Source organism: Azospirillum palustre, assembly GCF_002573965.1.
GTDB lineage: Bacteria > Pseudomonadota > Alphaproteobacteria > Azospirillales > Azospirillaceae > Azospirillum > Azospirillum palustre.
Window position 1 is genome coordinate 919,941 of record NZ_PDKW01000041.1, and the last position, 25,439, is coordinate 945,379.

The window sequence follows — 25,439 nt, forward strand, 5'->3', positions numbered from 1 at the left end:
AGCGTGATGCAGAACAGCTTCCACCTCGACGCCGTGCCGATCCGCCTGGAGCGCTGCGGCAAGACCTTCGCCGGCGGCGCCCGCGCGCTGGAGCCGCTGGACCTGACCATCCACGGCGGCGAGACCATCGTCTTCCTGGGGCCGAGCGGCTGCGGCAAGACCACGACACTGCGCATCATCGCCGGGCTGGAAAGCCCCGATCCGGGCGGCCGCGTGCTGTTCGGCGAGGAGGATGTCACCGCCCTTCCAATCGAGCGGCGCAATGTCGGTATGGTGTTCCAGAGCTATGCCCTGTTCCCCAACATGACGGTGGCGGAGAATGTCGCCTACGGGCTGAAGGTGCGCAAGGTTGCCCGCGCCGACCGCGGGCGCCGGGTGGAGGAGATGCTGGATCTGATGCATCTCGGCGAGTTCGCCGGGCGGCGGATCGACCAGCTGTCGGGCGGGCAGCGGCAGCGGGTGGCGCTGGCCCGCGCCCTGGTGGTGCGGCCGCGCGTGCTTCTGCTGGACGAGCCACTGACGGCGCTCGACGCCAAGCTGCGCGACAGTCTGCGGCTGGAGATCGACCGGCTGCTGCGCGGGCTCGGCATCACCGCGGTCTACGTCACCCACGACCAGGGCGAGGCGATGGCGCTGGGCGACCGCATCGTCGTGATGGCCAAGGGCCGGGTGGCGCAGGTCGGCACGCCGCGCGAGATCTATTACCAGCCGGCGGACGGCTTCGTCGCCGACTTCATCGGCACGATGAACCGGCTGGGCGGGATGTCACGCGGCGGCACGCTGTCCATCGGGTCGGCGACGCTGCCCTGGAGCGGGCCGGAGGGTGCCGTGGAGCTGCTGGTCCGGCCGGAGGATCTGGCGCTGGCCGGCGAGGCCGACGGGCATCTGGGCGGCACCGTCGCCGCCGCGGTGTTCCTGGGCGACCGCACCCGGCTGGTGGTGGAGCCGGCGGACGGGCCGGCGCTGACGGTGGACGCCGCCGGGCGCAGCGAACTGGGACGCGGCGACCGGGTGTGGCTGCGCGTCGATCCGGCGCGCGTGCTGGCGGTTCCGTAACGCTCCCGAACGAACACTCAAAGCTCCAGAGAGCCAATCCATGATCATCGTCCAGATCACCGACACCCACATCAAGCCGCCCGGCCGCCTCGCCTACCGGCGCGTCGACACCGCCCCGTTCCTGGAGCGCGCCGTCGCCGCCATCCTGGCGCTGACCCCGCGCCCCGACGTCATCCTCGCCACCGGCGACCTCGTCGATGCCGGCGATGCGGAGGAGTATGACCGGCTGCTCGGCCTGCTGCGGCCGCTCGACATCCCGCTGTTCGCGGTGCCCGGCAACCATGACGAGCGCGCCGGGCTGGCCAAGGCCTTTCCCGGTCTGGCGGCGCGGGTCGGCGGCAGCCCCTTCTTCCACTACACGGTGGAGGAATGGCCGGTGCGGCTGATCGCCATGGACACCGTCCTGCCGGGATCCGGCGCCGGCGAGGTCTGCGCCGAGCGGCTCGGCTGGCTCGACGCCCGGCTGGCCGAACAGCCGGAGCGGCCGACCATCATCTTCCAGCACCACCCGCCCTTCGACACCGGCATCGGCCATATGGACCGGCTGGGGCTGAGCGGGGCGGCGGACATGGCCGCGGTGGTGCGCCGCCATCCTCAGGTGGAGCGGGTGCTGTGCGGCCATCTGCACCGGCCGATCCAGGTGCGCTGGGCCGGCACCATCGCCTCGACCGCGCCCTCCACCGCGCATCAGGTGGCGCTCGACCTGCGCGACGACGCGCCGTCGGCCTTCGTGATGGAGCCGCCGGGCTATCAGATCCACATGTGGCGCGCCGACACCGGGGTGGTCAGCCACACGGCAATGGTCGGCGCCTATGACGGCCCCTATCCCTTCTTCAAGGACGGAAAGCTGATCGACTAGCCCCTATTGGCCAGCCCCTATTGATCGATCTGGGCCTTTCCGTCCATTGTCACGCGCCTGTCATCGGTATCGCGTAAGACAAGGCTCCCGATCCAACGGAGACGACAGAGATGAAGGCGTTCCTCGCCACCCTCGCCACCGTGCTGACCCTCTCGTTCGGACAGGCGGCACTGGCCGACGGCGCCACCGGCAAGCTGGTGCTCTACACCTCGCAGCTGGAGCCGGACGCCCGTCAGACGGTGGAGGCCTTCAAGGCGAAGAACCCCGGCGTCGAGGTGGAGTGGATCCGCAACGGCACCACCGAGCTGATGAACAAGCTGCGCGCCGAGTTCACCGCCGGGGCGCCGCAGCCGGACCTGCTGCTGATCGCCGACGCGGTGACGATGGAAGCGCTGAAGGCGGAAAAGCGGCTGCAAGCCTATGAGGGCGCTCCGGTCGCCGGCTTCCGCCCCGGCACGCACGATGCGCAGGGCTATTGGTTCGGCACCAAGCTGATCACCACCGGCATCGTCTACAACACCGCCGCAGCGATGAAGCCGACCTCCTGGCAGGATCTGCTGAAACCGGAGGCCAAGGGCACCACGGTGATGCCGAGCCCGCTCTATTCCGGCGCCGCCGCCATCCACATGGCGTCGATCAAGGCGCAGCCGGCGCTGGGCATGGCGTACTATGAGGCGTTGCAGCGCAACGGCACCACTGCCGCCAAGGGCAATGGCGGCATCCTGAAGGATGTGGCCGGCGGGGCGAAGCTCTACGGCATGATCGTCGATTACCTGCCGATCCGCGAGCATCTGAAGGGCGCGCCCGTCGCCTTCGTCTTCCCCAAGGAGGGCGTCAGCGCGGTCAGCGAGCCGGTGGCGATCCTCAGCACCGCGAAGAACCCGGTGGCGGCGAAGGCCTTCATCGACTTCCTGCTGAGCCGCGAGGGGCAGGAGCTGGCCTCGGCCCAGGGCTTCCTGCCGGCGCTGCCGGGGGTGAACCCGCCGCCGGGCTTCCCCGACCCGGCCGGCATCACGCTGCTGCCCTACGACCCCGCCAAGGCGCTGGCCGATGACGAGGCCAACAAGCGCGCCTTCGCCGACCTGTTCGGCGGGTGAGTGGGTTGATGCGAAATATCCCTCTCCCGCCCCGGGAGAGGGCGTGTAGCCGACGGCCGCAGGCTGGACGAGCACCGAAGGTGATCGTAGGCGGAGCGCTGTCGTGAGACTTGCGAACGACTGCGGGGCCCATGCGCAGCATGGGAAGGGTGAGGGGTCGCGCAAGGAACCCTGCGCTTCCGGTTCCTTGGATCACCCCTCACCCTCCCCACGCCTTTGGCGCGGGTCCCCTCCCTCTCCCGGGGCGGGAGAGGGCTTTTTCATGCTCGTCGGGCTGCTGGTGTTGCTGCCGGTGCTGCGCCTGCTGTGGGAGGCCGGCGACGCTGCGGTGCTGACCCGCGTGCTGAACTCTCCCATGACATGGCGAGCCACCACCAACAGCATCGCCATCGCTGCCGGCGCGACGCTGGCGGCGGCGCTGATCGGCGGGCCGTTCGCGCTGCTGATCGGACTGACCAACCTGCGCGCCCGCACGGCGATGAGCTTCGCCCTGATCCTGCCGCTGATGATCCCGCCGCAGATCGTGGCGATGGCCTGGACCCACCTCGCAGGCTCCGGGAGCCCGATCCTGAAGCCGCTGGGGCTGGCTCCCCCGGTCGGCACGGCGAACCCGGTGCAGTCGTCCGCCGGCATGATGCTGGTCATGGGGATCGAGCATGCGCCGCTGGTCTTCCTCGCCCTGCGCGCGGCCTTGCGCGCCATCCCCGGCGACGTGCTGGAGGCGGCGCGGGCGTCGGGTGCCGGGCCATGGCGGGCGGTGCGCGGCGTGGTGCTGCCGCTCTGCCTGCCGGGGCTGGTCGCCGGGCTCGCCATGGCCTTCGTCGCCGCGCTGGGGAATTTCGGGGTGCCGGCGCTGCTCGGCGTGCCGGCAGGTATTCCGATGCTGCCGACGTTGATCTACCGGCGGCTGGCCGGCTTCGGGCCGTCCGCCCTGCCGGAGGTGGCGGTGCTGGCGGCGCTGATCGGCATCGTCGCCTGCTTGGGCATCGCCCTCCAGACCATCCTCCAGGCACGCATCGCCAGCCGCCTGCCCGGCGGCGCAAGGCCGCTGGCCGAGCTGCCGCTCGGGGCTGCCCGCGCGCCGGTGGAGTGGCTCGCCTGGAGCGTGCTGGCGCTGCTGGTCGCGGCACCGTTGACGGCGCTGCTGGCGACCAGCCTCGTCAGCGTCTATGGGCTGCCGATCGGCCTCAATACGCTGACGCTGGCCCATTACCGCGAGGTGCTGGCGCTCGATCAGGTCGGGCGGGCCTTCGCCAATTCGCTGCTGCTGTCGGGATCGGCGGCGGCGCTGCTGGCATTGCTGGCGGTGCCGCTGGCCCATGCGATGGCGCTGTCCGGCGGCAGCGGGCGGATCGCGCGGGCGGTCGGCGTGCTGGTGGAGCTGCCCCATGCCGTGCCGGGGGTGGTGCTGGGCATCGGCTGCATCCTGCTGTTCCTGAAACCGCTGCCGGGGCTGGGCGTCAGCCTGTACGGCACGCTGTGGATCATCCTGGCGGCCTATCTGGTCCGCTTCCTGCCGCTGGCCCTGCGGCCGGTGCAGGCGGCCTGCGCCGCGCTCGACCCGACGGTGGAAGAGGCCGCCCGCGCGCTGGGCGCCGGGCCGCTGCGGCGGCTGGTCACGGTGGTGGCGCCGCTGGTCGCCCCGGCGGCGGCGGCCGGCGGGCTGCTGGTCTTCCTGACCGCTTTCAACGAGCTGACCGTCTCCATCCTGCTGTGGTCGCAGGGGCGCGAAACGCTGGGCATCGTCGTCTATGCGCTGGAGGAAGGCGGCAGCCCGACGCTGGGCGCCGCGCTGGGCGTCATCGCCATCCTGGTGGTGCTGGCCGCGATGCTCGCCGCCGGCAGGTTCGGCCGCCGCCTGCCGCCGGGCGTGGTGCCCTGGCGAAGTTGAGGGGCGGGGAGAGGTTCCGTCAGGCCGGCAGTCCCGCCGCCTTGCGCACCGCCTCCAGCACGCTCAGCACGTCGCGCGCCTGTTCGGCGGTCACCGGCGGCGGAGCGCCGTCGAGGATGGCCGCCGCGACGCCGCGGTAGAAGGCGGGGTAATCGCCGCGCAGCGTCTCCACCCGGCGTTCCGTCCCGTCGGCCCGGACCAGCAGGGCGTGATTCTCGGGATCGTCGCGGCCCCAATCCGCCTCGGTCGGCATCCGGCCTTCGCGCAGCGCCGCCTCCTGCCCGTCGATGCCGTGCTTGAGGAAGCTGCCGCCGTCGCCATGAAGCTGGAAGCGCGGTCCCGGCCGACAGACCACCGTTCCGCAATGCAGGATCGCCCGCATCGGCCCATAGCCGAGCACGATGTGGAACCAGTCGTCGACCTCAGCGTCCGGCCGCTGGGCGCCGACATCGGCGAGGATGCGGTCGGGCATGCCGAACAGGGTCAGCGCCTGATCGATCAGGTGCGCGCCCAAATCGAACAGCACGCCCGAGCCGGCCAGCGTCCGTTCGCGCCAGCCCTGCTTGATCTGCGGGCGGAAGCGGTCGTAATGCGCCTCGTAGTGATAGGGACGGCCGATCTCGCCCGCCTCCAGGCAGGCGCGCAGGGTCAGGAAGTCGTTGTCCCAGCGCCGGTTGTGGAAGACGGTTAGCAGCCGCCCCTGCCGTTCGGCCAGCTCGATCAATTCGCCGGCCTCCGCCGCGCTGGTCGCCATCGGCTTGTCGATCACCACATGCTTGCCGGCCAGCAAGGCCTCGCGGGCCAGCGGGGCATGGCTGGTGTTGGGGGTGGCGATCACCACGAGGTCGATGGCGGGATCGGCGATCACCGCCTCGGCCGTCGTCGCCTCCGCCCCTGGTGCAGCGCGGCGGATGTCGTCGATGCGCGAGCTGGCGACCGCCGTCAGGCGCAGGCGCGGTTCGCTCTGGATCAGCGGGGCGTGGAACACCGACCCGGCAAGGCCGAACCCCAGCAGACCGACCGACAGGCTCTTCATCGTCTCGTGTCCTCTTCGCAAACGGCTTACCCGACAGACCATGGCGACCGCCCGGCCCCGGCGCAACAGCGCCCGCACCGGCATGGCATCGTCCCGGCCCGGCGGGCGGGGCTCTGTGTAACAGCCACGTAACAACACGGGCGCCGGGAAAGCGCCGCGTTACCAAATTGTCCGCCCCGCCCATCATCGGCAGCGTACAGTGACCGCCAAGCGAACGACCGTCTTGCCACGGTCCAACAGCACCGCGTCACGGGAGGGAACCGACATGCGCGACCTGCATCCGTGTGCGAGGCCGGCCCGAAAGCCGGCCCGAAAGCCGGCCCGAAAGCCGATGAGGCTCGCACCATGACCTTGCAGACCCCATCCTACCGGCCGGCAGCCGGAGAAGAGACCGCCCCCGGCAGCGCCGCCCCGCCCAAGTCGGGCGGGCTGCGCGCCCTGGCGCAGCGGCATCTGTCGAAGCTGGTGGTCGCCCCGTCCTTCGCGGCGATCCTGCTGTTCGTCTACGGCTTCATCGTCTGGACGGTCTATATCAGCTTCACCAACTCCAAGATGCTGCCGTCCTACGAGCTGGTCGGCGCCGACGCCTTCTCCAAGCTGTGGCGGATCGAGCGCTGGTACGTCGCCATCGAGAATCTGCTGATCTTCGGCGGGCTGTTCATCGGCATCAGCCTGATCGTCGGCATCCTGCTGGCGGTGCTGCTCGACCAGCGCATCCGCGGCGAAGGGGCGTTGCGCACCATCTATCTCTACCCGATGGCGCTCAGCTTCATCGTCACCGGCACCGCCTGGAAATGGATCCTCAACCCCGGCATAGGCATCCAGCAGTTCGTCCGCGACCTCGGCTTTCCCGGCTTCACCTTCGACTGGATCGTCCAGCAGGACACCGCCGTCTACACGCTGGTGATCGCCGCGGTCTGGCAAAGCTCCGGCTTCGTGATGGCGCTGTTCCTGGCGGCCCTGCGCGGCGTCGATCAGGAGATCATCAAGGCCGCCTATCTCGACGGCGCCAGCCTGCCGCGCATCTATTGGGGCATCGTCCTGCCGTCGGTCCGGCCGGTGTTCATGAGCGCCTTCGTCATCCTCGCCCACCTCGCGGTCAAGAGCTACGACCTCGTGGTGGCGCTGACCGGCGGCGGTCCGGGCTATGCGTCCGACCTGCCGGCGACCTTCATGTACGAGATGACCTTCCGCCGCAACCAGATCGCCATCGGCTCGGCCAGCGCGCTGATGATGCTGGCGACCGTGGTGGCGATCATCGTGCCCTACCTCTATTCCGAACTGAAGGGAGGCAAGCGTGTCTAGCCTGACCTCCGCCCTGCCGCCGGCGCAGGGCACCGGCGCCCGCATCGCCCGCTGGGGCCTGTATTTGATCCTCCTGCTGTTCGCGGCCTATTACCTGCTGCCGCTGCTGCTGATGATCGCCACCTCCTTCAAGAGCCCGGAGGAAATCCGCACCGGGTCGCTCTTGTCGCTGCCGCGCGATTTCAGCCTGGATGCCTGGAGCTATGCCTGGAACCGCGCCTGCATCGGCGCCGACTGCCGCGGCATGGCCCCCTATTTCCTCAACTCCCTCGTCATCGTCGGGCCGGCCGTCGTCATCTCCACCCTGTTCGGGGCGCTGAACGGCTATGCCCTGACCAAATGGCGGTTCCGCGGCGCCAACATCGTCTTCGGCATGATCCTGTTCGGCAGCTTCCTGCCGTCGCAGGTGATCCTGCTGCCGATGGCGCAGACGCTGGGCTTCCTCGGGCTGGCCGGCAGCGCTGGCGGGCTGATCCTGGTCCATGTGGTGTACGGGCTCGCCTTCACCACTCTGTTCTTCCGCAATTACTATGTCAGCATCCCCGACGATCTGGTGAAGGCCGCGACCATCGACGGCGCCGGTTTCTTCCAGATCTTCACCAAGATCATGCTGCCGCTGTCGCTGCCGATCCTGGTGGTGACGATCATCTGGCAGTTCACCCAGATCTGGAACGACTTCCTGTTCGGGGCGTCCTTCGCGGCGGGCGGCGCGCAGCCGGTGACGGTCGCGCTGAACAACCTCGTCAACACCACCACCGGCGTGAAGCAGTACAATGTCGACATGGCGGCGGCGATGATCGCCGGCCTGCCCACCCTCGTCGTCTATGTGCTCGCCGGGAAATACTTCATCCGCGGTCTGACCGCCGGCTCCGTCAAGGGGTGATCTTCCGATGGCGACTCTCAGCATCAACAATGTCCGCAAGCAGTATGGCAGCGTCGAGGTCCTGAAGGGCATCGACCTGGACCTGACGGACGGCGAATTCCTCGTCCTGCTCGGGCCCTCCGGCTGCGGGAAATCCACCCTGCTCAACATGATCGCCGGCCTGGAGACGATCAGCGCCGGCGAGATCCGCATCGACCAGCGCGTCGTCAACGAGGTCCATCCCAAGGACCGCGACATCGCCATGGTGTTCCAGTCCTACGCGCTCTACCCCAACATGACGGTGGCGCGGAACATCGGCTTCTCGCTGGAGATGCGCGGCCAGTCGAAGCCGGAACGCGAGGGCGCCGTCCGCCGCGTCGCCAAGCTGTTGCAGATCGAGCATCTGCTCGACCGCAAGCCGGCGCAGCTGTCGGGCGGCCAGCGCCAGCGCGTCGCCATGGGCCGCGCCCTGGTCCGCGACCCCAAGGTGTTCCTGTTCGACGAGCCGCTGTCCAATCTGGACGCCAAGCTGCGCGTCGACATGCGCACCGAGATCAAGAAGCTGCACCAGCGGCTCGGCACCACCGTGGTCTACGTCACCCACGACCAGATCGAGGCGATGACGCTGGCCAGCCGCATCGCCATCATGAAGGAGGGCGTCGTCCAGCAGTTCGCCCCGCCGCAGGAGGTCTATGAGCGGCCGGCCAACATGTATGTGGCGAGCTTCATCGGCTCCCCCACCATGAACTTCGTGCGCGGCACGCTGTCGGCGGAGGGCGACCGGCTGGGCGTCAGCATCGGGCGCGAGCGCAGCGGCTTCCTGCCGCTGTTCCAGGCGCCGGAGCAGGCCGGCCACTGGCTGGGCCAGGAGGTGATCCTGGGCATCCGTCCGGAGGCCATCACCTGCTACGACCCGGCGATTGCCGCCGGCAACCCGGCGCTGGTGAAGGTCGCCTGCGGCGTCAATGTGCTGGAGCCGACCGGGGCCGACACCATCACCTATGTCGAGCTGAACGGCCATGAGGTGGTCGCCCGCATCAAGCCGAGCGACCGGGTGGCGGAGGGCGAGAGCGCCGACTTCATGATCGACATGGCGCGGGCGAACCTGTTCGACCCGAAGACCGAACAGCGGATTTGAGCGAAGAGAGCACCGATAATCCCCTCTCCCCCCTGGGGAGAGGGTTAGGGTGAGGGGGTCGCGTTGCGAGGATCTTCAAGAATCGCTTCCCCCCGGCCCGTCTGTGAAAATCCACGCTATGCATCCCCCTCACCCCGACCCTCTCCCCGGGGGGGAGAGGGAGATTTTTCCCTGACCCGCGTGATTTCCAGCGTCGTTGACGGTTAACAGGCCGGCTCGATCCGTCCGCAAGGCGGGGGGCCGGCCGTGGTCTGCCGTCGGGCAGGACCCGTTCCGACATGGGGAATGCGCTGATGAACTTCACCATCAATGGGCAAAGCGTCGAGGTCGAGGCGGACATCCGCAGCTCGCTGCTCGACCTCCTCCGCAACAGTCTGGGTTTCACCGGCACCAAGAAGGGATGCGACCAGGGCGCCTGCGGCGCCTGCACCGTGCTGGTCGACGGCGAACGCATCAATTCCTGCCTCGCGCTGGCGGTGCAGTACCAGGGCCGCAACGTCACCACCGTCGAAGGGCTGAGCAGCGACGGCGCCCTGCATCCGTTGCAGCAGGCCTTCGTCGAGCATGACGGCTTCCAGTGCGGCTACTGCACGCCCGGCCAGCTCTGTTCCGCCGTCGGCATGGCGCGCGAGATCGAGCGCAACATCCCGAGCGTCGTCACCGCCGACCTGTCGGCGGCCAGCGTCGCCATCGACGATCGGGAGCTGCGCGAACGCATGAGCGGCAACCTCTGCCGGTGCGGCGCCTACAACGGCATCATCGAGGCCATCTCGGAAACGCTGGACAAGATGCCTGCCTCATCCCAGGAGAGGGCACCGGCATGAACCCCTTCACCTACGAACGGGCGTCCGACGCGTCCGCCGCCATCGGAATGGCCAAGGGCAACGCCGCGGCGCGCTACCTCGGCGGCGGCACCAATCTGGTCGACCTGATGCGCGAGACGGTCGAGCGGCCGGAGATGCTGGTCGACGTGACCGGCCTGCCGAGCGGCATCGAGCCGCGCGCCGACGGCGGCCTGCTGATCGGGGCGGCGGCGACCAACACCGCGCTGGCCGCAGATGCGCATGTCCGCACGCAGTATCCGCTGCTGGCCCGCGCGATCCTGGCCGGGGCCAGCGCCCAGATCCGCAACATGGCGACGGTCGGCGGCAACATCCTGCAACGCACGCGCTGCCGCTATTTCTACGACACCGCTGCGGCCTGCAACAAACGCCAGCCGGGGGCCGGCTGCGACGCGCGCGACGGCTTCAACCGCTACCACGCCATCCTCGGCGCATCGCCGGCCTGCGTCGCCACCCACCCGTCCGACATGTGCGTGGCGCTCGCCGCGCTGGACGCGACGGTGCATCTGGACGGCCCGGACGGGACGCGCAGCATCGCGATTGCCGACCTGCACCGGCTGCCCGGCGACCGGCCGGACATCGAGACGGAGTTGCAGCCGGGCGAGCTGATCGCCGCGGTCGAACTCCCGCCCCTGCCCTTCGCCCGCCGCTCGACCTACCGCAAGGTGCGCGACCGCGCCAGCTACGCCTTCGCGCTGGTGTCGGTCGCCGCCGCCCTCGATCTCGCCGATGACGGGACGGTGCGCGACGTGCGGCTGGCGCTCGGCGGTGTCGCCCACAAGCCGTGGCGGGCCTCGGCGGCGGAAGCGGCGCTGAAGTGCCGGCCGGCCAATCCGGAGAGCTTCCGCGCCGCCGCGGAGGCGGAACTCGCCGCCGCGACCGGGCTTCGCGACAACGGCTTCAAGATCGAGCTGGCGAAACGGACCATCGTCGCCGTCCTCGGCGACCTGACAGGAGACGAGGCATGAGCGCGCACTCCGACGCCGCCGCTTCCCGGCCCGGCCGCTGGCAGCCGGCGGTCACGCAAGATCCGATGCTCCAGAAACACGGAGCGCTGGGCCAGCCGGTTTCGCGCATCGAAGGGCCGCTGAAGGTCCAGGGCAAGGTGCAGTTCGCCGCCGAGTTCCCCTATGAGGGGCTCTGCTACGCCGCACTCGCCTTCAGCACCATCGCGCGCGGGCGGATCACGGCGCTCGACACCACGGCGGCGGAGGCGGCACCCGGCGTCGTGCTGGTGATGACCCATCGCAACGCGCCGCGGATGAAGGCGCCGTCGCTGATGATGTCGTCGCCGACCGCCGCCGGGGCGAGCGACCTGCCGGTCATGCAGAATGACGAAATCCACTGGAACGGCCAGCCCATCGCCGTCGTCCTCGCCGAAACCCAGGAACAGGCCGACCATGCCGCCTCGCTGGTGACGGCCGACTATGCGCCGCTGCCGGCGGTGACCTCGTTCGACGAGGCCAGGAAGACGCCGCGCCAGCTGGACAATATCCTGGGCCAGCCGCCGGTGGTCGAGATCGGCGATGCCGAGGCGGCGCTGAAGGGTGCGGCGGTGCAGCTCGATCAGATTTACCGGACGCCGCGCCACAACCACAACGCCATCGAACTGCACGCCGCCACCGTCGCCTGGAGCGGTGACGAGCTGCGGGTGCATGACGCCAGCCAGTTGCTCGACCTGACCGCCGGGCAGCTGGCCGACATCTTCGGGCTGGAGGCGGACAAGGTCCGCGTCTCCTCCCCCTATGTCGGCGGCGGCTTCGGCGGCAAGTGCCTGTGGGACCACCAGATCCTCGCCTGCGCCGCCGCGAAGCTCGCCGGTAGGCCGGTGCGCATCATGCTGTCGCGCGAGGGGGTTTTCCGCATCGTCGGCGGCCGGACTCTGACGGAGCAGCGGGTGGCGCTGGGCGCCGGCACCGACGGCAGGCTCGACGCGCTGATCCACACCGGCATCGCGGCGATGACCGAACACAACTCCTGTCCGGAACAGTTCACCTTCCCGGCCCGCCACCTCTATGCCGCCAAGTCCGTCCGGCTGGCTCAGGAGGTCGCCGACATGGACATGCTGGCGAACACCTTCATGCGGGCGCCCGGCGAATCCGTCGGCACCTTCGCGCTGGAATGCGCCATCGACGAGCTGGCTGAAAAGCTCGGCCTCGACCCCATCGAGCTGCGGCGGCGCATCGAGCCGGAGACGGATCCGACCAGCGGCAAGCCCTTTTCCTCCCGCCACCTGATCGCGGCCTATGAGAAGGGCGCTGAACGGTTCGGCTGGGAGCGCCGCAATCCGACACCGCGCCAGCGACGGGACGGCGAGTGGCTGATCGGCATGGGCTGCGCGACTGCGACCTACCCCTACCACCGCTTCCCCGGCGGTGCGGCGCGGATCAGGCTGACGGCCGGCGGGCAGGTCACCGTCTCGACCGCGGTGCACGACATGGGCATGGGCACGGCGACGGCGCAGGTCCAGCACATCGCCGCCCGGCTCGGCGTGCCGCTTGCCCAGGTCAGTTTCGAGTATGGCGACACGACCCTGCCGCGCGGGGTGATCGCCGGCGGCTCGACCCAGACCGCCTCCATCGGCGGCGCCGTCATCGCCGCGACGGAGGTTTTCGTCGAGGAGCTGCTGAAGCTCGCCGGCAACGATTCGCCGCTGGCCGGCCTGTCGCTGGCCGATGTCGAGACGCGGGACGGCGGCATCGGCCACCGCGAGGATGCCGCGCGCTTCGAAAGCTACCTGTCGATCCTGCGCCGGTCGGGACGCGGCGAACTGGTCTGCGAGGCCGAAGCCCCGCCGCCAGCGGAGATGGAAGCCTTCTCGATGCATTCCTACGGCGCGCAGTTCTGCGAGGTCCGGGTCAGCGAGATCACCGGCGAGGTCCGCGTCTCGCACTTCCTCGGCTCCTTCGACGCCGGCCGCATCCTGAACGCCAAGACGGCGACCAGCCAGTTCAAGGGCGGCATCATCATGGGGATCGGGCTGGCGCTGACCGAGGAGACCAACTTCGACCCGCGCACCGGCCGCATCGTGAATGCCTCGCTCGCCGACTATCACGTGCCGGTGCAGATGGACGTTCCCGCCATCGAAATCCTCTACACCGACATCCCCGACCCGCAGGCGCCGATGGGTGCCCGCGGCATTGGCGAGATCGGCATCACTGGCGTCGGCGCCGCCGTCGCCAACGCTGTCTACAACGCCACCGGCAAGCGCATCCGCGACCTGCCGATCACGCTCGACAAGCTGATGTGACGCTTCGAATGGGCCGATTTGGGAATTCGGTTCACAGGTGATTGGGCGGGAGAGGCGGTTTGCGGACGGCTTCTCCCGCCCTATGTCTCCATCCGAGAAACGAGAAGGCGCCATTGCGCCGACCAGGAGAGAGAACAGGATGCAGACCGTGAAGGCGAATGGCGCCGAAATCCCCGCGCTGGGCTTCGGTGTTTTCCGCATGTCGGACGAGGAGGTCGAGCGGGTGGTGCCGGCGGCGCTCGAAGCCGGTTTCCGCCATTTCGACACCGCGCAGATCTACCGCAACGAGGCCGCCCTCGGCCGTGCCCTGCAAGCGGCAGGCGCCCGCCGCGACGAGCTGTTCCTGACCACCAAGGTCTGGGTCGACAAATACAAGCCCGACCTGTTCGCCGCGTCGGTGGATGAGAGCCTGGAGAAGCTGAAAATCGACAAGGTCGATCTGCTGCTGTTGCACTGGCCGGCCGATCAGGTCGCCATCGCCGACCAGATCGAGATGCTGAACGCGGTGCAGGCCGCCGGCAAGACCCGTTTCATCGGCGTCAGCAACCAGAACATCGCCCAGTTGCGAGAGTCGGTCGAGCGCAGCCAGGCCCCCATCGTCACCAACCAGATCGAGGTCCACCCCTATCTCGACCAGAGCGCGATGGCGACGGCGGCCCGGGAGCTGGGCGTGGCGATCACCGCCTATTACGCCATGGCCGACGGCAAGGTGCCGCGCGATGCGGAGTTGCAGCGGATCGGCGCCAAGTACGGCAAGACGGCGGCCCAGGTGACGCTGCGCTGGCTGATCCAGCTGGGCCACATCGTGCTGTCCAAGACCGCCAAGCCGGACCGGGTGCCGGAGAATTTCGCGCTGTTCGACTTCGCGCTGGATGACGGCGACATGGCGGCGATTGCGACGCTGGCGCGGCCGGATGGGCGGATCGTCAGCCCGGCGGGGCTGGCGCCGGCTTGGGACAAGTGAGCGCCCGCCCGTCTGGCGCTTGATCCCCTCTCCCCCCCGGGGAGAGGGGGATTATCCCGGATCGCCGAACCATCCCCTCACAACATCCGTGGCAAGGTCACCCGCACCCGCAAGCCGCCGCTGGCGCGGTTGCTCAGTTCGATGCGGCCCTGGTGGGCCTCGACGATCGACTTCACGATGGACAGGCCGAGCCCGCTGCCGCCTGTCTTGCGGTTGCGGGAGCCTTCCAGCCGGACGAAGGGCTTGAAGACGTTGGCGATCTCCGCCTCCGGGATGCCCGGTCCCTCGTCGCAGACATCGACGACGATCTCGACGGCGTCGGCATCGACGGAGACGGTGGCGCGCTCGCCGTACTTGATGGCGTTGTCGATCAGGTTGGCGAAGGCGCGGCGAAGGCTGGACGGGCGGCCGGCAAGGCGAAGCTGGCGGGCCTGCTCGAAACGGTCGCTGCGCTCCACACCGCCGCCGAAGATGGTGCGGACGGCGGCGAACTGGAGCGGCGGCGGCTCGTGGTAGGTCACCGGGGAGCCGGTGTCGGCATAGTCGTCGCACAGGCTCTGCAGCAGGCTGGCGAAGGCGACCACCTCCACCTCCTCGCGCAGAACGTCGTCGCCGAGGAACTCCAGCGTCGCGGTGACCATCGCCGCCATCTCGTCGATGTCGGCCATCATCTTGGCGCGCAGCGCGTCGTCATCGACATATTCGGCGCGCAGCCGCAGCCGCGTCGCCGGGGTGCGCAGGTCGTGGCTGATCGCCGCCAGCAGATGGGTGCGGCCCTCCATCAGGTCGCGCAGCGCGTTGCGCGCCTGGTTGAAGGCGCGGGCGAGCGAGGCGACCTCCTCCGGCCCGTCCTCCGGCAGGGGACGGGGATGCAGGCGGTCGTGCGGGCGGGTCGCCTGCTCGGCCAGCGATTCCAGCGGGCGGACCAGCCGGCCGGGCAGCCAGAGCAGCAGCCCCAACGCCAGACCGACGGCCGCCAGACCGGCCAGCACCATCTCGAACGGCGTGGTCCGTGGCCGCCAGAAGCGCTGGCTGGCGAACTCCAGCCAGCCGCCGCCGGCAAGCTGGACATAGACGCGGGCGTCGCGCAGCTGGGCCGCCGTGTCCTCCGCCACCAGGGACAGGGATTCCGCCAGCGTCTGGGCGCGGGCGGAATGGACGGACAGCAGGGCGCGCTGGACGGCGACGAACACCGGGCGCGGCGCGTCGGCCACCCCTTCCATCACCCAGCCGGCGGGCACGGCCGGCGTGCCGGGCCCCTGCCAGGACACCGACAGGTCGGGCAGCCCGCTCAGCGCCAGCGCCGGCCCGGCGGCGATCCCATCCAGCAGCGCGCGGTCGGCCGCCTCCACCGCCGCCGCCATCGCCGGTCCCAGCCGGTGGGCGGTCAGCAGCTCCCGCGCGCGGTCGTCGACCAGCTGCATGCCGACCAGCGCCCCGCCATGGGTCAGCACCAGCAGCGCCACCATCGCCGCCAGGATGCGGTGGCGCAGCCGGGCGGCACGCAGGCGGGCCGGCAGCAGGCGCTCAAGCGCCACGGCTCAGTCCGGAAGAGGCGGCTTCGCCCTGGTCCACCACCGTCGCGGTGAACTGGTAGCCGATGCCGCGCACCGTCTTGATCAGCCCGGAACCGCCCGGCCCCTCCTCCAGCTTGCGGCGCAGGCGGCTGATCTGGATGTCGATGCTGCGGTCGAAGGGGATCGAAGTGTCGCCGCGGTGCTTCTCCAGCAGTTCGGTGCGCTCCACCACCTGGGGGGCGCGCTCCAGCAGCGTGCCGAGCAGGGCATATTCGCCCTGGCTGAGATGCACCACCACCCGGTCCGGGGTGCGCAGCTCCCGCCGCCCCTGGTCGAGCGACCAGCCGGCGAAGCCCAGCACGCGCGGCCGTTCGCGCACCGGCTCCGGCCCGCCGCAGCGGCGCAGGATGGCGCGGATGCGGGCCAGCAGTTCACGCGCGCTGAAGGGCTTGACCAGATAATCGTCGGCGCCGACCTCCAGCCCGACGATGCGGTCGACCTCGCTGCCCATGGCGGTCAGCATGATGACGGGAGTCTCCGACTTGGCGCGCAGCGAGCGGCACAGGCTGGTCCCGTCCTCCCCCGGCAGCATGACATCGAGCACGATGAGATCGACCGGCCATTGCGCCAGCACCCGCGCCATCTCACGCCCGTCGCCGGCGGTGGAGACGCGGAAGCCGCTCTTCACCAGGAAATCATGCAGCATGTCCCGGATCTCGGGATCGTCGTCCACGACCAGGAGATGGCGCGCGCGCTCCATGGCGTCCCTTCCCTCTTCCGTTCCCCGCCCCGCGGAGGGGAGCTTTCTTGTTGGTTGGGCCCGAGTGTAGCCTCCCGCGCCGGTCCGGGTACAGTGCGCCGCGCGGGCCGCTTTGTAACGGTTGCGTAACAGCGGCGCGGCCGTGATAAGGCGTTGTTACCAAATAATCCGGGCGCCGAATTGCACGCGGGATAGAGTTCCTCCAACGGCCGGACGGCTGACAGCCAAGGCCAACTCGAAGATCGAACGAAGATAGGGAACAGGGGGAAATGTCCAAAATGCCGTCTGTCAGCAAATCCATCCTCGGCATGACCGCGCTCGCCACCATCATGGCCGGCGCCCTCATGGCCGCCCCCGCCCAGGCCGAGCCGGCGGTGGAGGTTCTGCATTACTGGACGTCCGGCGGCGAATCGAAGGCGGCCGGCGCGCTGCGCCAGGATTTCGAGGCGGCGGGCGGCAAGTGGATCGATGCGCCGGTGGCGGGCGGCGGCGGCGACGCGGCCAGCACCGTGCTGCGCTCCCGCGTGCTGGCCGGCGACCCGCCGAACGCCGTGCAGCTGAAGGGTCCGAACATCAAGGACTGGGCGGCGCAGGGCAAGCTGGCGACGCTGGACGAGGTCGCCAAGGCGGAAAACTGGGACGCCATCCTGCCGCCGCAGATCCGCGACGTGGTGACCTACAAGGGCCATTACTACGCGGTGCCGGTGAACATCCACCGCGTCAACTGGATGTGGGTCAACCCGAAGGTCATGGAGAAGGCCGGCGTCGCCATCCCGAAGACCTGGGACGAGTTCAACGCCGCCGCCGACAAGCTGAAGGCCGCCGGCATCATCCCGCTGGCCCATGGCGGCCAGCCCTGGCAGGAAGGCGCGCTGTTCGAGGACGTCACCCTCGGCCTCGGCGGTCCCGACTTCTACCGCAAGGCGCTGGTGGAGCTGGACGCCAAGGCGCTGACCAGCGACACCATGGTCAAGGTGTTCGACCAGATGCGCAAGCTGCGCGGCTATGTCGATGACGGCTTCCCCGGCCGCGAATGGAACCTCGCCGCCGGGCTGCTGATGAACGGACAGGCCGCCATGCAGATCATGGGCGACTGGGAAAAGGGCGAGCTGACCGCCGCCGGCAAGGTGGCGGGCAAGGACTTCGTCTGCGCCCATGTGCCGGGCCAGTTCGGCTATATCGTCAATTCCGACAGCTTCGTCATGTTCAGCTCGGCCAACGCCGACCGCGCCGCCGGCCAGAAGCTGCTGGCCAAGCTGATCCTGGGCAAGAAGTTCCAGGAGACATTCAACGTGCTGAAGGGCTCGATCCCCGCCCGCCAGGACATGGCGCGCGATAGCTTCGACGAATGCGCCGTCAAGTCGATGGACGACCTGAAGACCGCCATCGACACCAACAGCGCCGTGCCCTCGATGGCGCATGAGATGGCGGTCCCCGGCGCCGTCCGCGGCGCCGTCCTCGACGTGGTGACCGCCCACTTCAACTCCACCATGACCTCGCAGGAGGCGGTGAAGCGTCTGGCCGAAGCCGTCGATCTGGCGAAGTAAGCCTCTGGTACCTCGCGTGTCGTCTCTCCTTCTCTGGTGTTGCGCGTGACCTTGGAAGGCCCCCTCCCATCCTGGGAGAGGGGCCTTTTTTTCGTCCGCCCTTACGGCGTGATCGCGACCTTCAGCACGCCGTCGCGCTGGTGGCCGAACAGGTCGTAGGCCTCCTCGATCCGCTCCAGCGGGAAGCGATGGGTGACCAGCGGCTTGAGGTCGACACGGCCGGAGGCGACGACGCCCATCAGCCGGCGCATCCGCTCCTTGCCGCCGGGGCAGAGCGAGGTGACGATGGTGTGGTCGCCGAGGCCGGCGGCAAACGGCCCGAGCGGCAGGCGCAGGTCGCTGGAATAGACGCCGAGGCTGGACAGCGTGCCGCCCGGCCGCAGCACGCGCAGCGCCGCCTCGAAGGTCGCCTGGGTGCCCAGCGCCTCGATGGCGACATCGACGCCGCGGCCGTCGGTCAGCCGCATGATCTCCTCCACCGGGTCGGCTTGGCGGAAATCGACCGCATGGTCGGCCCCCATCCGCCGCGCCATCTCCAGCCGCACCGGCACGGTGTCGACGGCGATGATGGTGGTGGCGCCCTTCAGCCTGGCGCCCGCGGTGGCGCACAGGCCGATGGGGCCTTGCGCGAAGACCGCAACCGTGTCGCCGATGCGGATGTTGCCGCGCTCCGCCCCGGCGAAGCCGGTGGACATGATGTCGGGGCACATCAGCACCTCCTCGTCCGTCAGCCCGTCGGGGACGGGAGCGAGGTTGACCATCGCGTCGGGGACCAGCAGGTATTCGGCCTGGGAGCCGTCGATGCTGTTGCCGAAGCGCCAGCCGCCCAGCGGTTTCCAGCCATGCCGGGTGCCGGCGCCATCCTGGGAATGGCAGCCGCACAGGCAGGCGTTGCTGTGGCCGCTGGGGGTGATGGCCCCGGCGATCACCCGCTGTCCTTCGCGGTAGCCGGTGACGGCGGAGCCCAGCTTCTCGACGATGCCGACCGGCTCATGGCCGATGGTCAGGCCGCGGGCAACCGGATATTCGCCCTTCAGGATGTGGATGTCGGTGCCGCAGATCGTCGTCGTGGTGATGCGGATCAGCGCGTCGAGCGGCCCGACGTCGGGGATCGGTTTGTCGTCCAGCACGATGCGGCCCGGTTCGACGAACACCGCCGCTTTCATCATGACCATGGCGTCCTCCCAGTTATGGTGGCGCCGGTCGGGGGGCTGTTTGGCGTGACTTTGGCAAACGGCCCGCGGCCGACGCTGTGCTTCACGCCGGCCAGTCTGGCACGACTGGGGGAGGCTCGCATTGACGCAGATTGGCCGGCTGCGGAAAATCACCCTTCCCCCATGCCGTCGCAGCCCGTTTTTCAGGAGCCGGCGGGGCCGTCGTTGGGCAGTACCGCCCCTTGGCAGCAGGAAAAGCGCAGGGTCGCCTTCACGCCGCGCTCCGGCCGCGGCTCGATGTCGAGGCTGCCGCGCAGTTGCAGGGCAAGCTGCTGGATGATCCGGCCGCCCAGCCCGGTCCCCTGCGGCCGGTCGGACAGGATGCCGACCCCGTCGTCGCAGACGCACAGCACGCACCCGGTCGCCTCCCTGCGGAAGCTCAGCTCGATGCGGCCGGCCCGGCCATCGGGGAAGGCGTATTTCAGCGCGTTGGTGACCAGCTCGTTGGCGATGGTGCCGACCGCCACCGCGACCCCCATGTCGAGATCGGCATCGTCCACCTCGGCGCTGATCGCCACCGCCTGCACCCCGACGACGCCGAGCTGGATATCCTCCACCAGGCTTTCCAGGAAATCCTTCGAACTGACGATGTTGACGCCTTCCACCCGGCGCAGCCGGACATAGACTCGGGCCAGCACGCCGATCCGCTCGATGGTGCCGCTGACGATGTCCTGCCCCGCCCCCGCCTTGTGGGCAGCGAGCGTCAGCTGGGCGCAGATCTGTTGCAGGTCGTTGCGGATCCGGTGATGGATCTCGTGCAGCATCAGATCCTTTTCCACATTGGCGGCGGCCAGCCGGTCCGAATACTCGCGCAGCCGCTCGTTCGCCCGGCGCAGGGCATGGGCGCCGCCGGCGATGCCGAAACCGAGGGCCATATAGATGAGGAAGGCCAGACGGTCGCCCGGATCGGCGACCCACAGCATCCCCTCCGGCTTCATGAAGAGCCAGGCCGAACACAGACCCGACAGCGCAACCGCCAGATAGCCCGACCCGCGGTCGAACAGCAGGGCGACGATGAAGATGGTCGGGATGAAGAGCAGGAACGGGTATTTGAACAGCAGCGGATCGAGCGCATAGCGCACCAGCGCCGTCAGCCCGATCAGCAGCAGCGTGATCCCATACTGTGCCCAAGCGGTGCGTGGGAGGCTGGACCACAGCCGGCGCAAAAAATCTTCCATACCCCGTGCTCTGCTCCGAACGATCCAACGCAACGGATAACAGCCGAAATACGAGATCGGATGACCCGGGTATGCACACAATCATGTGACGAATTGCGTCCAGGCTCCGGTCGGCCATCCAGGCGGCAGAGTCTTTCGGGGGAGCCGGCCTTGGCCGCCGGCCCCGCACCCCCATCTGCAAGGCCAATCCCGAAAAAACCGGAGGATCGCGATGCGCAGCACCCTGACCCTGTCGGACACCGCCCCGATTGCCGCTCTCATTGCCGCCCTCGCCGTCCCGCTTGCCCCGGCGCAGGCGCAACAGGGGCAAGGACCGGCGCAGGCGGGCACTGCCCAGACGGTGAAGACCGTCCGCACCAGCGCCGGGCCGGTGGCGGTCAGCCGCGTCGCCGACGGGCTGGAGCGGCCCTGGGGCATCGATTTCCTGCCCGACGGCCGGGCGCTGGTGACGGAAAAGCCGGGGCGGCTGCGCATCATGGCGCGCGACGGCTCGCTCTCCTCCCCGCTGGCCGGCACGCCCAAGGTCTTCAACCAGGGCCAGGGCGGGCTGATGGACGTGGCCGTCGATCCCGATTTCGCCCGCAACCGCGTCATCTACCTCGCCTATGCCGAGCCGGGGGATGGCAGCGGAGGTGGGAGCACCGCAGGCACGGCGCTGGGGCGCGCCACGCTGGGCGACCGCGGCATCGAGGAGTTCAAGGTCATCTTCCGCCAGACGCCCAAGGTGGACGGCGGCAACCATTTCGGCACCCGTATCGCCTTCGCACCCGACGGCCACATCTTCCTGACGCTGGGCGAACGCTACAAGTTCGATCCGGCGCAGAGCCGCGACAACACGCTGGGCAAGGTGGTCCGGCTGAACCGCGACGGCTCGGCTCCGAAGGACAACCCGTTCGCCGGTGAGGGAGGGACGGCCGGTGCCGTCTGGTCCTACGGCCACCGCAACATCGAGGCGGCGGCCATCGACCCGCGCAGCGGAGCGCTGTGGATCGCCGAGATGGGTCCGATGGGCGGCGACGAGCTGAACCGGCCGGAAGCCGGCAGGAATTACGGCTGGCCGCTGGTCAGCTGGGGCAAGCATTACGACGGCCGCGACATCCCCGACCCGCCGACCCGCAAGGAGTTCACCGACGCGGTGATCCACTGGACGCCGGTGATCTCGCCGTCGGGCATGGCCTTCTACACCGGCGGGCTGTTCCGCGACTGGCAGGGCAGCGCCCTGATCGGCGGCCTCAGCGCCAAGGGGCTGGTGCGCGTCGCCATCGATGGAACGGGGGCGAGGGAGGTCGAGCGCATTCCGCTCGACGCGCGCATCCGCGATGTGGCACAGGGTCCCGACGACGCCCTCTATGTCATCACCGATGCCGCCGACGGCGCGGTCTTGCGGCTGGCGCCGGCGAAATGACCGCCGAAAGATAGGACAGATGAGGATCAGGGATTACCGGCCGTCGGACGCGCCCGTCCTGGCGCAGCTTTATGCCCGCTCCGTCCGTGGTATCGGCCCGCGCTTCTACAGCGCCGAGCAGGTGGAGGCCTGGGCTGCCCGGGCACCGACGGTGGAGCGGGTGCGGGAAGCCTATGGCGACGGCCGCGTCGCCCTGGTCGCGGTGGACGGCGATGACCGGCCGGTGGCCTTCAGCGACGTCGAGACCGACGGCCACATCAACTTCCTCTATTGCGCGCCGGAGGCGGCCGGCCAGGGCGTGATGTCGGCTCTGGTCGACGTGCTGGAGGCGCGTGCCCTGGCGCTCGGCCACCCCCGCCTGCATGTGGAGGCGAGCGAGGCCGCCCGCCCCTTCCTGCTGCGCCGCGGCTTCACCCTGCTGGCCCGCCGGGACCTCAAGATCGGCGATGTGCCGATCCACAATTACGCCATGGAGAAGTGGCTGGTCCCGGCGGCGCGCCTCAATCGGGCGTGAGGGCGGGCGTGAGGGCCGGGGCGCCGCAGAGCGGTCGCTGCAACGCAGTCACGGGCAACTCCATCGGCGGTACCGATAAAATTTTTACGCGAACCGTGGCCTCGACGGGAAAATCGAGGGAACAGATCGGCAAGTCACTCCGTTCATTCAGCAGCATCGAAGAGCAGCGCTCTTACAGCCTGATCAACTGAATATGGAGGAAACGCATGCCTATCCTGCTTTGGCTTCTGGGCGTTCCCGGAATTATCGTGATCCTGCTGTGGATGACGGGCATCATCGGCTTCTGACCTCCCGAGATAGAACGGGTTCGTTCCACCAAGGCCTCCGCCGGCATCGCTGCGGAGGCCTTTGGTTTTTCCGGCACCCTGCATCGGGCAGCGGGCAACGGCGGGTCATTTCGACACTCATGGAAATATCGTTGACAGCCGGCGCCCCAGCTGTCATTTCGATAATTGTCGAATCATCGAATCTATGAGTGTCGGCATGGAAAAGAAGGATGTCCTGGCCGGGCTGGCGGCGCTGGCACAGGAAACGCGGTTGGACATCTTCCGCCTGCTGGTGGAAGCCGGGCCGGAGGGCCGCTCCGCCGGATCGATTGCGGAGGCGCTGGCGGTGGCACCGGCCACCCTGTCCTTCCACCTGTCGGCGCTGACCAATGCCGGGCTGATCCTGCAGCGGCGGGAAAGCCGGTCGCTGATCTATTCGGCGGATTTCGGGCGGATGACCGGCATCGTCGGCTTCCTGTCGGAAAACTGCTGCGGCCGGTCGGCCAATGCCGGCGCCTGCATCCCGGTCTGCGCGCCGACGCCGGAAGCGGCCAACGGCGAAAAGACCGCAAGCCCGCGCTGCGGCTGCTGAGACCCGAAACCGGAGCGAAGAATGGCCGAGAACCGCGTCTACAACGTGTTGTTCCTGTGTACCCACAACAGCGCCCGCAGCGTCATGGCGGAATGCCTGCTGAACCGGGAGGGCAAGGGCCGTTTCCGCGGCTTCAGCGCCGGCAGCCAGCCGTCCGGGCGCATCAACCCCACCGTCCGCGACCTGCTGGAGCGGCTGGGCTTCCCGACGGCGGACCTGCGCTCCAAGAACTGGGACGAGTTCGCCCTGCCCGGCGCGCCCCACATGGATTTCATCGTCACCGTCTGCGACAACGCCGCGGGCGAGGTCTGCCCGGTGTGGCCGGGCCAGCCGATCAGCGCCCATTGGGGCTTTCCCGACCCGTCCGGCGCCGAAGGAACCGAGGCCGAGAAGGCGGCCTTCACCGCCACGGTGTTCGGGCAGATCGAACGCCGCATCCAATCCTTCGCCAGCCTGCCCATCGCGTCGCTCGACCGCATGGCGCTGAAACGCCGGATGGACGAGATGGCACGGGCAGAATCCTGACGTGTGTGTTGGTGGAAGGCCAAATCCATGAGCGCTGACATCCAAACCGCCCCGGCGGCGCGTCCCGCCATGGGGACCTTCGAGCGCTATCTCAGCCTTTGGGTGGCGCTGTGCATCGTCGCCGGCATCGCTCTCGGCCATCTGGTGCCCGGCCTGTTCCAGGCGATTGCCGCGGCCGAGGTCGCCCAGGTCAATCTGCCGGTCGCCCTGCTGATCTGGCTGATGATCGTGCCGATGCTGCTGAAGATCGACCTCGGCGCGCTGGGGCAGGTTCGTGAGCATTGGCGCGGCATCGGCGTGACGCTGTTCATCAACTGGGCGGTCAAGCCCTTCTCGATGGCGCTGCTCGGCACGCTGTTCATCGGCCATCTGTTCGCGCCGCTGCTGCCGCAGGAGCAGATCTCCTCCTACATCGCCGGGCTGATCCTGCTGGCCGCCGCCCCCTGCACCGCCATGGTGTTCGTGTGGTCCAACCTGTGCGACGGCGAACCGCACTACACGCTGAGCCAGGTGGCGCTGAACGACCTGATCATGGTGTTCGCCTTCGCGCCGCTGGTCGGGCTGCTGCTGGGCGTGGCGTCGATCACCGTGCCGTGGGGGACGCTGCTGCTGTCGGTGCTGCTCTACATCGTCATCCCGGTGGTGGTCGCCCAGCTGTGGCGGCGCAGCCTGCTGGCGACCGGCGGCGAGCCGGCGCTGACGCGCGTGCTCGGCCGCATCCAGCCGGTGTCGCTGCTGGCGCTGCTGACCACGCTGGTGCTGCTGTTCGGCTTCCAGGGCGAGCAGATCCTGGCGCAGCCGATGGTGATCCTGCTGCTGGCGGTGCCGATCCTGATCCAGGTCTATTTCAATGCCGGCCTCGCCTATTGGCTGTCGCGCCGATTCGGGGTGGCGTGGTGCGTGGCGGCGCCGGCGGCGCTGATCGGCGCCTCCAACTTCTTCGAACTGGCGGTGGCGGCGGCCATCAGCCTGTTCGGGCTCGGCTCCGGGGCGGCACTCGCCACCGTGGTCGGGGTGCTGGTCGAGGTCCCGGTGATGCTGTCGGTGGTGCGCATCGTCAAGGCAACCAAGCCCTGGTACGAAGGACAGGCGGGGGCGTGACCTCCGCCTTTTCATGGGCTTTTGCTGCGCATGACTGAGGAGGCTCCGGCGCACCGCCGTTATGTAGCGAAACTACATTTGGATTATCCCGGATTTATACCGAGATATGCAGAGGAATGGTCTACTCCCTACCAATGGATTCCTCTATCCGCTTGGCGTGACATGATCCAGATCAATTATCACGGCAAGTGGTAGGACCACTCTTGCGTCGCCGTCGGGCGAGATGTAGGTTTCCTACATAGCGCATGGAACCGAGAGATTCGGGGGTTCCGGGCCGGGAAACCGGCCCTTTGGCGACACCCGACGGGAGACGCCCGATCATGGTCACGACCGTTAAAACCCTATCCGACCTGAACGCCCTGATCGCGCGGGTGAAGGCGGCGCAGGCGCGCTTTGCCGATTATCCGCAGGAGACGGTCGACCTGATCTTCCGCAGCGCGGCGCTGGCCGCCGCCAACGCCCGCATCCCGCTCGCCAAGATGGCGGTGGCGGAGACCGGCATGGGCGTCATGGAAGACAA

The 25,439-nt window shown here is 68.9% G+C and carries 23 protein-coding genes; 18 read left to right on the forward strand and 5 right to left on the reverse strand.

From position 1 onward, the window contains the following. Positions 1 to 6: 6 nt before the first annotated feature. From CRT60_RS17750 to CRT60_RS17765, 4 genes are all read left to right on the forward strand, one after another. Positions 7 to 1,056 (forward strand): ABC transporter ATP-binding protein, encoded by a 1,050-nt coding sequence (locus CRT60_RS17750; RefSeq protein WP_098737826.1) that lies wholly within the window; start codon positions 7 to 9, stop codon positions 1,054 to 1,056. A gap of 40 nt (positions 1,057 to 1,096) precedes the next feature. Next, positions 1,097 to 1,915, forward strand: a complete 819-nt coding sequence (locus CRT60_RS17755) for a phosphodiesterase (protein ID WP_098737827.1) — start codon at positions 1,097 to 1,099, stop codon at positions 1,913 to 1,915. A gap of 110 nt (positions 1,916 to 2,025) precedes the next feature. Beyond that, the gene (locus CRT60_RS17760) at positions 2,026 to 3,012 is read left to right on the forward strand and encodes an ABC transporter substrate-binding protein (RefSeq protein ID WP_098737828.1); all 987 of its coding nucleotides are present in this window, start codon (positions 2,026 to 2,028) and stop codon (positions 3,010 to 3,012) included. A 262-nt stretch (positions 3,013 to 3,274) separates the two neighbouring features. Next, on the forward strand, positions 3,275 to 4,903 hold the full coding sequence (locus CRT60_RS17765) for an ABC transporter permease (RefSeq protein ID WP_244592569.1): 1,629 nt from the start codon (positions 3,275 to 3,277) through the stop codon (positions 4,901 to 4,903). Positions 4,904 to 4,922: 19 nt separating this feature from the next. Here the strand turns inward: CRT60_RS17765 and CRT60_RS17770 are convergent, their stop codons facing one another. After that, the gene (locus tag CRT60_RS17770) at positions 4,923 to 5,939 is read right to left on the reverse strand and encodes an oxidoreductase (protein ID WP_098737830.1); all 1,017 of its coding nucleotides are present in this window, start codon (positions 5,937 to 5,939) and stop codon (positions 4,923 to 4,925) included. 345 nt (positions 5,940 to 6,284) lie between these two features. On the opposite strand from CRT60_RS17770, the gene CRT60_RS17775 reads away from it, so the two are divergent. The 7 genes from CRT60_RS17775 to CRT60_RS17805 all read left to right on the forward strand — a co-directional run bounded on the left by CRT60_RS17775 (position 6,285) and on the right by CRT60_RS17805 (position 14,300). Further along, positions 6,285 to 7,244, forward strand: a complete 960-nt coding sequence (locus CRT60_RS17775; protein ID WP_425290410.1) for a carbohydrate ABC transporter permease — start codon at positions 6,285 to 6,287, stop codon at positions 7,242 to 7,244. Beyond that, a complete protein-coding gene (locus tag CRT60_RS17780) occupies positions 7,237 to 8,127 on the forward strand; it encodes a carbohydrate ABC transporter permease (protein ID WP_098737831.1) in 891 nt (296 codons plus the stop codon). Before CRT60_RS17775 ends, CRT60_RS17780 begins: the two co-directional genes overlap by 8 nt. 7 nt (positions 8,128 to 8,134) lie before the next feature. Next, on the forward strand, positions 8,135 to 9,244 hold the full coding sequence (locus CRT60_RS17785) for an ABC transporter ATP-binding protein (RefSeq protein WP_098737832.1): 1,110 nt from the start codon (positions 8,135 to 8,137) through the stop codon (positions 9,242 to 9,244). A 293-nt stretch (positions 9,245 to 9,537) separates the two neighbouring features. Continuing rightward, positions 9,538 to 10,068, forward strand: a complete 531-nt coding sequence (locus CRT60_RS17790) for a 2Fe-2S iron-sulfur cluster-binding protein (RefSeq protein ID WP_098737923.1) — start codon at positions 9,538 to 9,540, stop codon at positions 10,066 to 10,068. After that, positions 10,065 to 11,054, forward strand: a complete 990-nt coding sequence (locus CRT60_RS17795) for an FAD binding domain-containing protein (RefSeq protein ID WP_098737833.1) — start codon at positions 10,065 to 10,067, stop codon at positions 11,052 to 11,054. Before CRT60_RS17790 ends, CRT60_RS17795 begins: the two co-directional genes overlap by 4 nt. Then, the gene (locus CRT60_RS17800; protein ID WP_098737834.1) at positions 11,051 to 13,336 is read left to right on the forward strand and encodes a xanthine dehydrogenase family protein molybdopterin-binding subunit; all 2,286 of its coding nucleotides are present in this window, start codon (positions 11,051 to 11,053) and stop codon (positions 13,334 to 13,336) included. Before CRT60_RS17795 ends, CRT60_RS17800 begins: the two co-directional genes overlap by 4 nt. Before the next feature lie 139 nt (positions 13,337 to 13,475). Next, complete coding sequence (locus tag CRT60_RS17805; RefSeq protein ID WP_098737835.1) at positions 13,476 to 14,300, forward strand: aldo/keto reductase; 825 nt, start codon at positions 13,476 to 13,478, stop codon at positions 14,298 to 14,300. A gap of 77 nt (positions 14,301 to 14,377) precedes the next feature. Here CRT60_RS17805 and CRT60_RS17810 read toward each other — a convergent pair whose 3' ends face one another. Beyond that, the gene (locus CRT60_RS17810; protein WP_098737836.1) at positions 14,378 to 15,838 is read right to left on the reverse strand and encodes an ATP-binding protein; all 1,461 of its coding nucleotides are present in this window, start codon (positions 15,836 to 15,838) and stop codon (positions 14,378 to 14,380) included. Further along, the gene (locus CRT60_RS17815) at positions 15,828 to 16,577 is read right to left on the reverse strand and encodes a response regulator (RefSeq protein WP_098737837.1); all 750 of its coding nucleotides are present in this window, start codon (positions 16,575 to 16,577) and stop codon (positions 15,828 to 15,830) included. Before CRT60_RS17815 ends, CRT60_RS17810 begins: the two co-directional genes overlap by 11 nt. Before the next feature lie 278 nt (positions 16,578 to 16,855). Between CRT60_RS17815 and CRT60_RS17820 the strand changes: the two genes are divergently transcribed. Then, positions 16,856 to 18,124 carry an ABC transporter substrate-binding protein gene (locus CRT60_RS17820; protein ID WP_244592571.1) on the forward strand — a complete coding sequence of 423 codons (1,269 nt, stop codon included), beginning with the start codon at positions 16,856 to 16,858 and terminating at the stop codon, positions 18,122 to 18,124. A 101-nt stretch (positions 18,125 to 18,225) separates the two neighbouring features. Here CRT60_RS17820 and CRT60_RS17825 read toward each other — a convergent pair whose 3' ends face one another. Together CRT60_RS17825 and CRT60_RS17830 are read right to left on the reverse strand one after the other, a co-directional pair. Further along, on the reverse strand, positions 18,226 to 19,299 hold the full coding sequence (locus tag CRT60_RS17825) for an NAD(P)-dependent alcohol dehydrogenase (protein WP_098737838.1): 1,074 nt from the start codon (positions 19,297 to 19,299) through the stop codon (positions 18,226 to 18,228). Positions 19,300 to 19,481: 182 nt separating this feature from the next. Further along, on the reverse strand, positions 19,482 to 20,516 hold the full coding sequence (locus CRT60_RS17830; RefSeq protein ID WP_098737839.1) for a sensor histidine kinase: 1,035 nt from the start codon (positions 20,514 to 20,516) through the stop codon (positions 19,482 to 19,484). A 211-nt stretch (positions 20,517 to 20,727) separates the two neighbouring features. Between CRT60_RS17830 and CRT60_RS17835 the strand changes: the two genes are divergently transcribed. From CRT60_RS17835 to CRT60_RS17860, 6 genes are all read left to right on the forward strand, one after another. Next, positions 20,728 to 21,921, forward strand: a complete 1,194-nt coding sequence (locus CRT60_RS17835; protein ID WP_098737840.1) for a PQQ-dependent sugar dehydrogenase — start codon at positions 20,728 to 20,730, stop codon at positions 21,919 to 21,921. Between the two features lie 19 nt (positions 21,922 to 21,940). Beyond that, positions 21,941 to 22,435, forward strand: a complete 495-nt coding sequence (locus tag CRT60_RS17840; RefSeq protein WP_098737841.1) for a GNAT family N-acetyltransferase — start codon at positions 21,941 to 21,943, stop codon at positions 22,433 to 22,435. A gap of 483 nt (positions 22,436 to 22,918) precedes the next feature. Then, positions 22,919 to 23,293: an ArsR/SmtB family transcription factor gene (locus tag CRT60_RS17845; RefSeq protein ID WP_098737842.1), complete on the forward strand. Its 375-nt coding sequence runs from the start codon at positions 22,919 to 22,921 to the stop codon at positions 23,291 to 23,293. A gap of 21 nt (positions 23,294 to 23,314) precedes the next feature. Further along, positions 23,315 to 23,818, forward strand: a complete 504-nt coding sequence (locus CRT60_RS17850) for an arsenate reductase ArsC (RefSeq protein ID WP_098737843.1) — start codon at positions 23,315 to 23,317, stop codon at positions 23,816 to 23,818. 69 nt (positions 23,819 to 23,887) lie between these two features. Further along, on the forward strand, positions 23,888 to 24,919 hold the full coding sequence (gene arsB, locus CRT60_RS17855; protein ID WP_098737925.1) for an ACR3 family arsenite efflux transporter: 1,032 nt from the start codon (positions 23,888 to 23,890) through the stop codon (positions 24,917 to 24,919). A 320-nt stretch (positions 24,920 to 25,239) separates the two neighbouring features. Next, positions 25,240 to 25,439: hypothetical protein (locus tag CRT60_RS17860; RefSeq protein WP_143273303.1), on the forward strand; the 200-nt coding region annotated here is incomplete at its 3' end.

Bases quoted from the DNA above. Each gene is read 5' to 3' on its own strand.
- CRT60_RS17750 (WP_098737826.1), top strand. From the start codon at position 7: ATGCAGAACAGCTTCCACCTCGACGCCGTGCCGATCCGCCTGGAGCGC.
- CRT60_RS17755 (WP_098737827.1), top strand. From the start codon at position 1,097: ATGATCATCGTCCAGATCACCGACACCCACATCAAGCCGCCCGGCCGC.
- CRT60_RS17760 (WP_098737828.1), top strand. From the start codon at position 2,026: ATGAAGGCGTTCCTCGCCACCCTCGCCACCGTGCTGACCCTCTCGTTC.
- CRT60_RS17765 (WP_244592569.1), top strand. From the start codon at position 3,275: ATGCTCGTCGGGCTGCTGGTGTTGCTGCCGGTGCTGCGCCTGCTGTGG.
- CRT60_RS17770 (WP_098737830.1), bottom strand. From the start codon at position 5,939: ATGAAGAGCCTGTCGGTCGGTCTGCTGGGGTTCGGCCTTGCCGGGTCG.
- CRT60_RS17775 (WP_425290410.1), top strand. From the start codon at position 6,285: ATGACCTTGCAGACCCCATCCTACCGGCCGGCAGCCGGAGAAGAGACC.
- CRT60_RS17785 (WP_098737832.1), top strand. From the start codon at position 8,135: ATGGCGACTCTCAGCATCAACAATGTCCGCAAGCAGTATGGCAGCGTC.
- CRT60_RS17790 (WP_098737923.1), top strand. From the start codon at position 9,538: ATGAACTTCACCATCAATGGGCAAAGCGTCGAGGTCGAGGCGGACATC.
- CRT60_RS17795 (WP_098737833.1), top strand. From the start codon at position 10,065: ATGAACCCCTTCACCTACGAACGGGCGTCCGACGCGTCCGCCGCCATC.
- CRT60_RS17800 (WP_098737834.1), top strand. From the start codon at position 11,051: ATGAGCGCGCACTCCGACGCCGCCGCTTCCCGGCCCGGCCGCTGGCAG.
- CRT60_RS17805 (WP_098737835.1), top strand. From the start codon at position 13,476: ATGCAGACCGTGAAGGCGAATGGCGCCGAAATCCCCGCGCTGGGCTTC.
- CRT60_RS17815 (WP_098737837.1), bottom strand. From the start codon at position 16,577: ATGGAGCGCGCGCGCCATCTCCTGGTCGTGGACGACGATCCCGAGATC.
- CRT60_RS17820 (WP_244592571.1), top strand. From the start codon at position 16,856: ATGCCGTCTGTCAGCAAATCCATCCTCGGCATGACCGCGCTCGCCACC.
- CRT60_RS17825 (WP_098737838.1), bottom strand. From the start codon at position 19,299: ATGGTCATGATGAAAGCGGCGGTGTTCGTCGAACCGGGCCGCATCGTG.
- CRT60_RS17830 (WP_098737839.1), bottom strand. From the start codon at position 20,516: ATGGAAGATTTTTTGCGCCGGCTGTGGTCCAGCCTCCCACGCACCGCT.
- CRT60_RS17835 (WP_098737840.1), top strand. From the start codon at position 20,728: ATGCGCAGCACCCTGACCCTGTCGGACACCGCCCCGATTGCCGCTCTC.
- CRT60_RS17840 (WP_098737841.1), top strand. From the start codon at position 21,941: ATGAGGATCAGGGATTACCGGCCGTCGGACGCGCCCGTCCTGGCGCAG.
- CRT60_RS17845 (WP_098737842.1), top strand. From the start codon at position 22,919: ATGGAAAAGAAGGATGTCCTGGCCGGGCTGGCGGCGCTGGCACAGGAA.
- CRT60_RS17850 (WP_098737843.1), top strand. From the start codon at position 23,315: ATGGCCGAGAACCGCGTCTACAACGTGTTGTTCCTGTGTACCCACAAC.
- arsB (WP_098737925.1), top strand. From the start codon at position 23,888: ATGGGGACCTTCGAGCGCTATCTCAGCCTTTGGGTGGCGCTGTGCATC.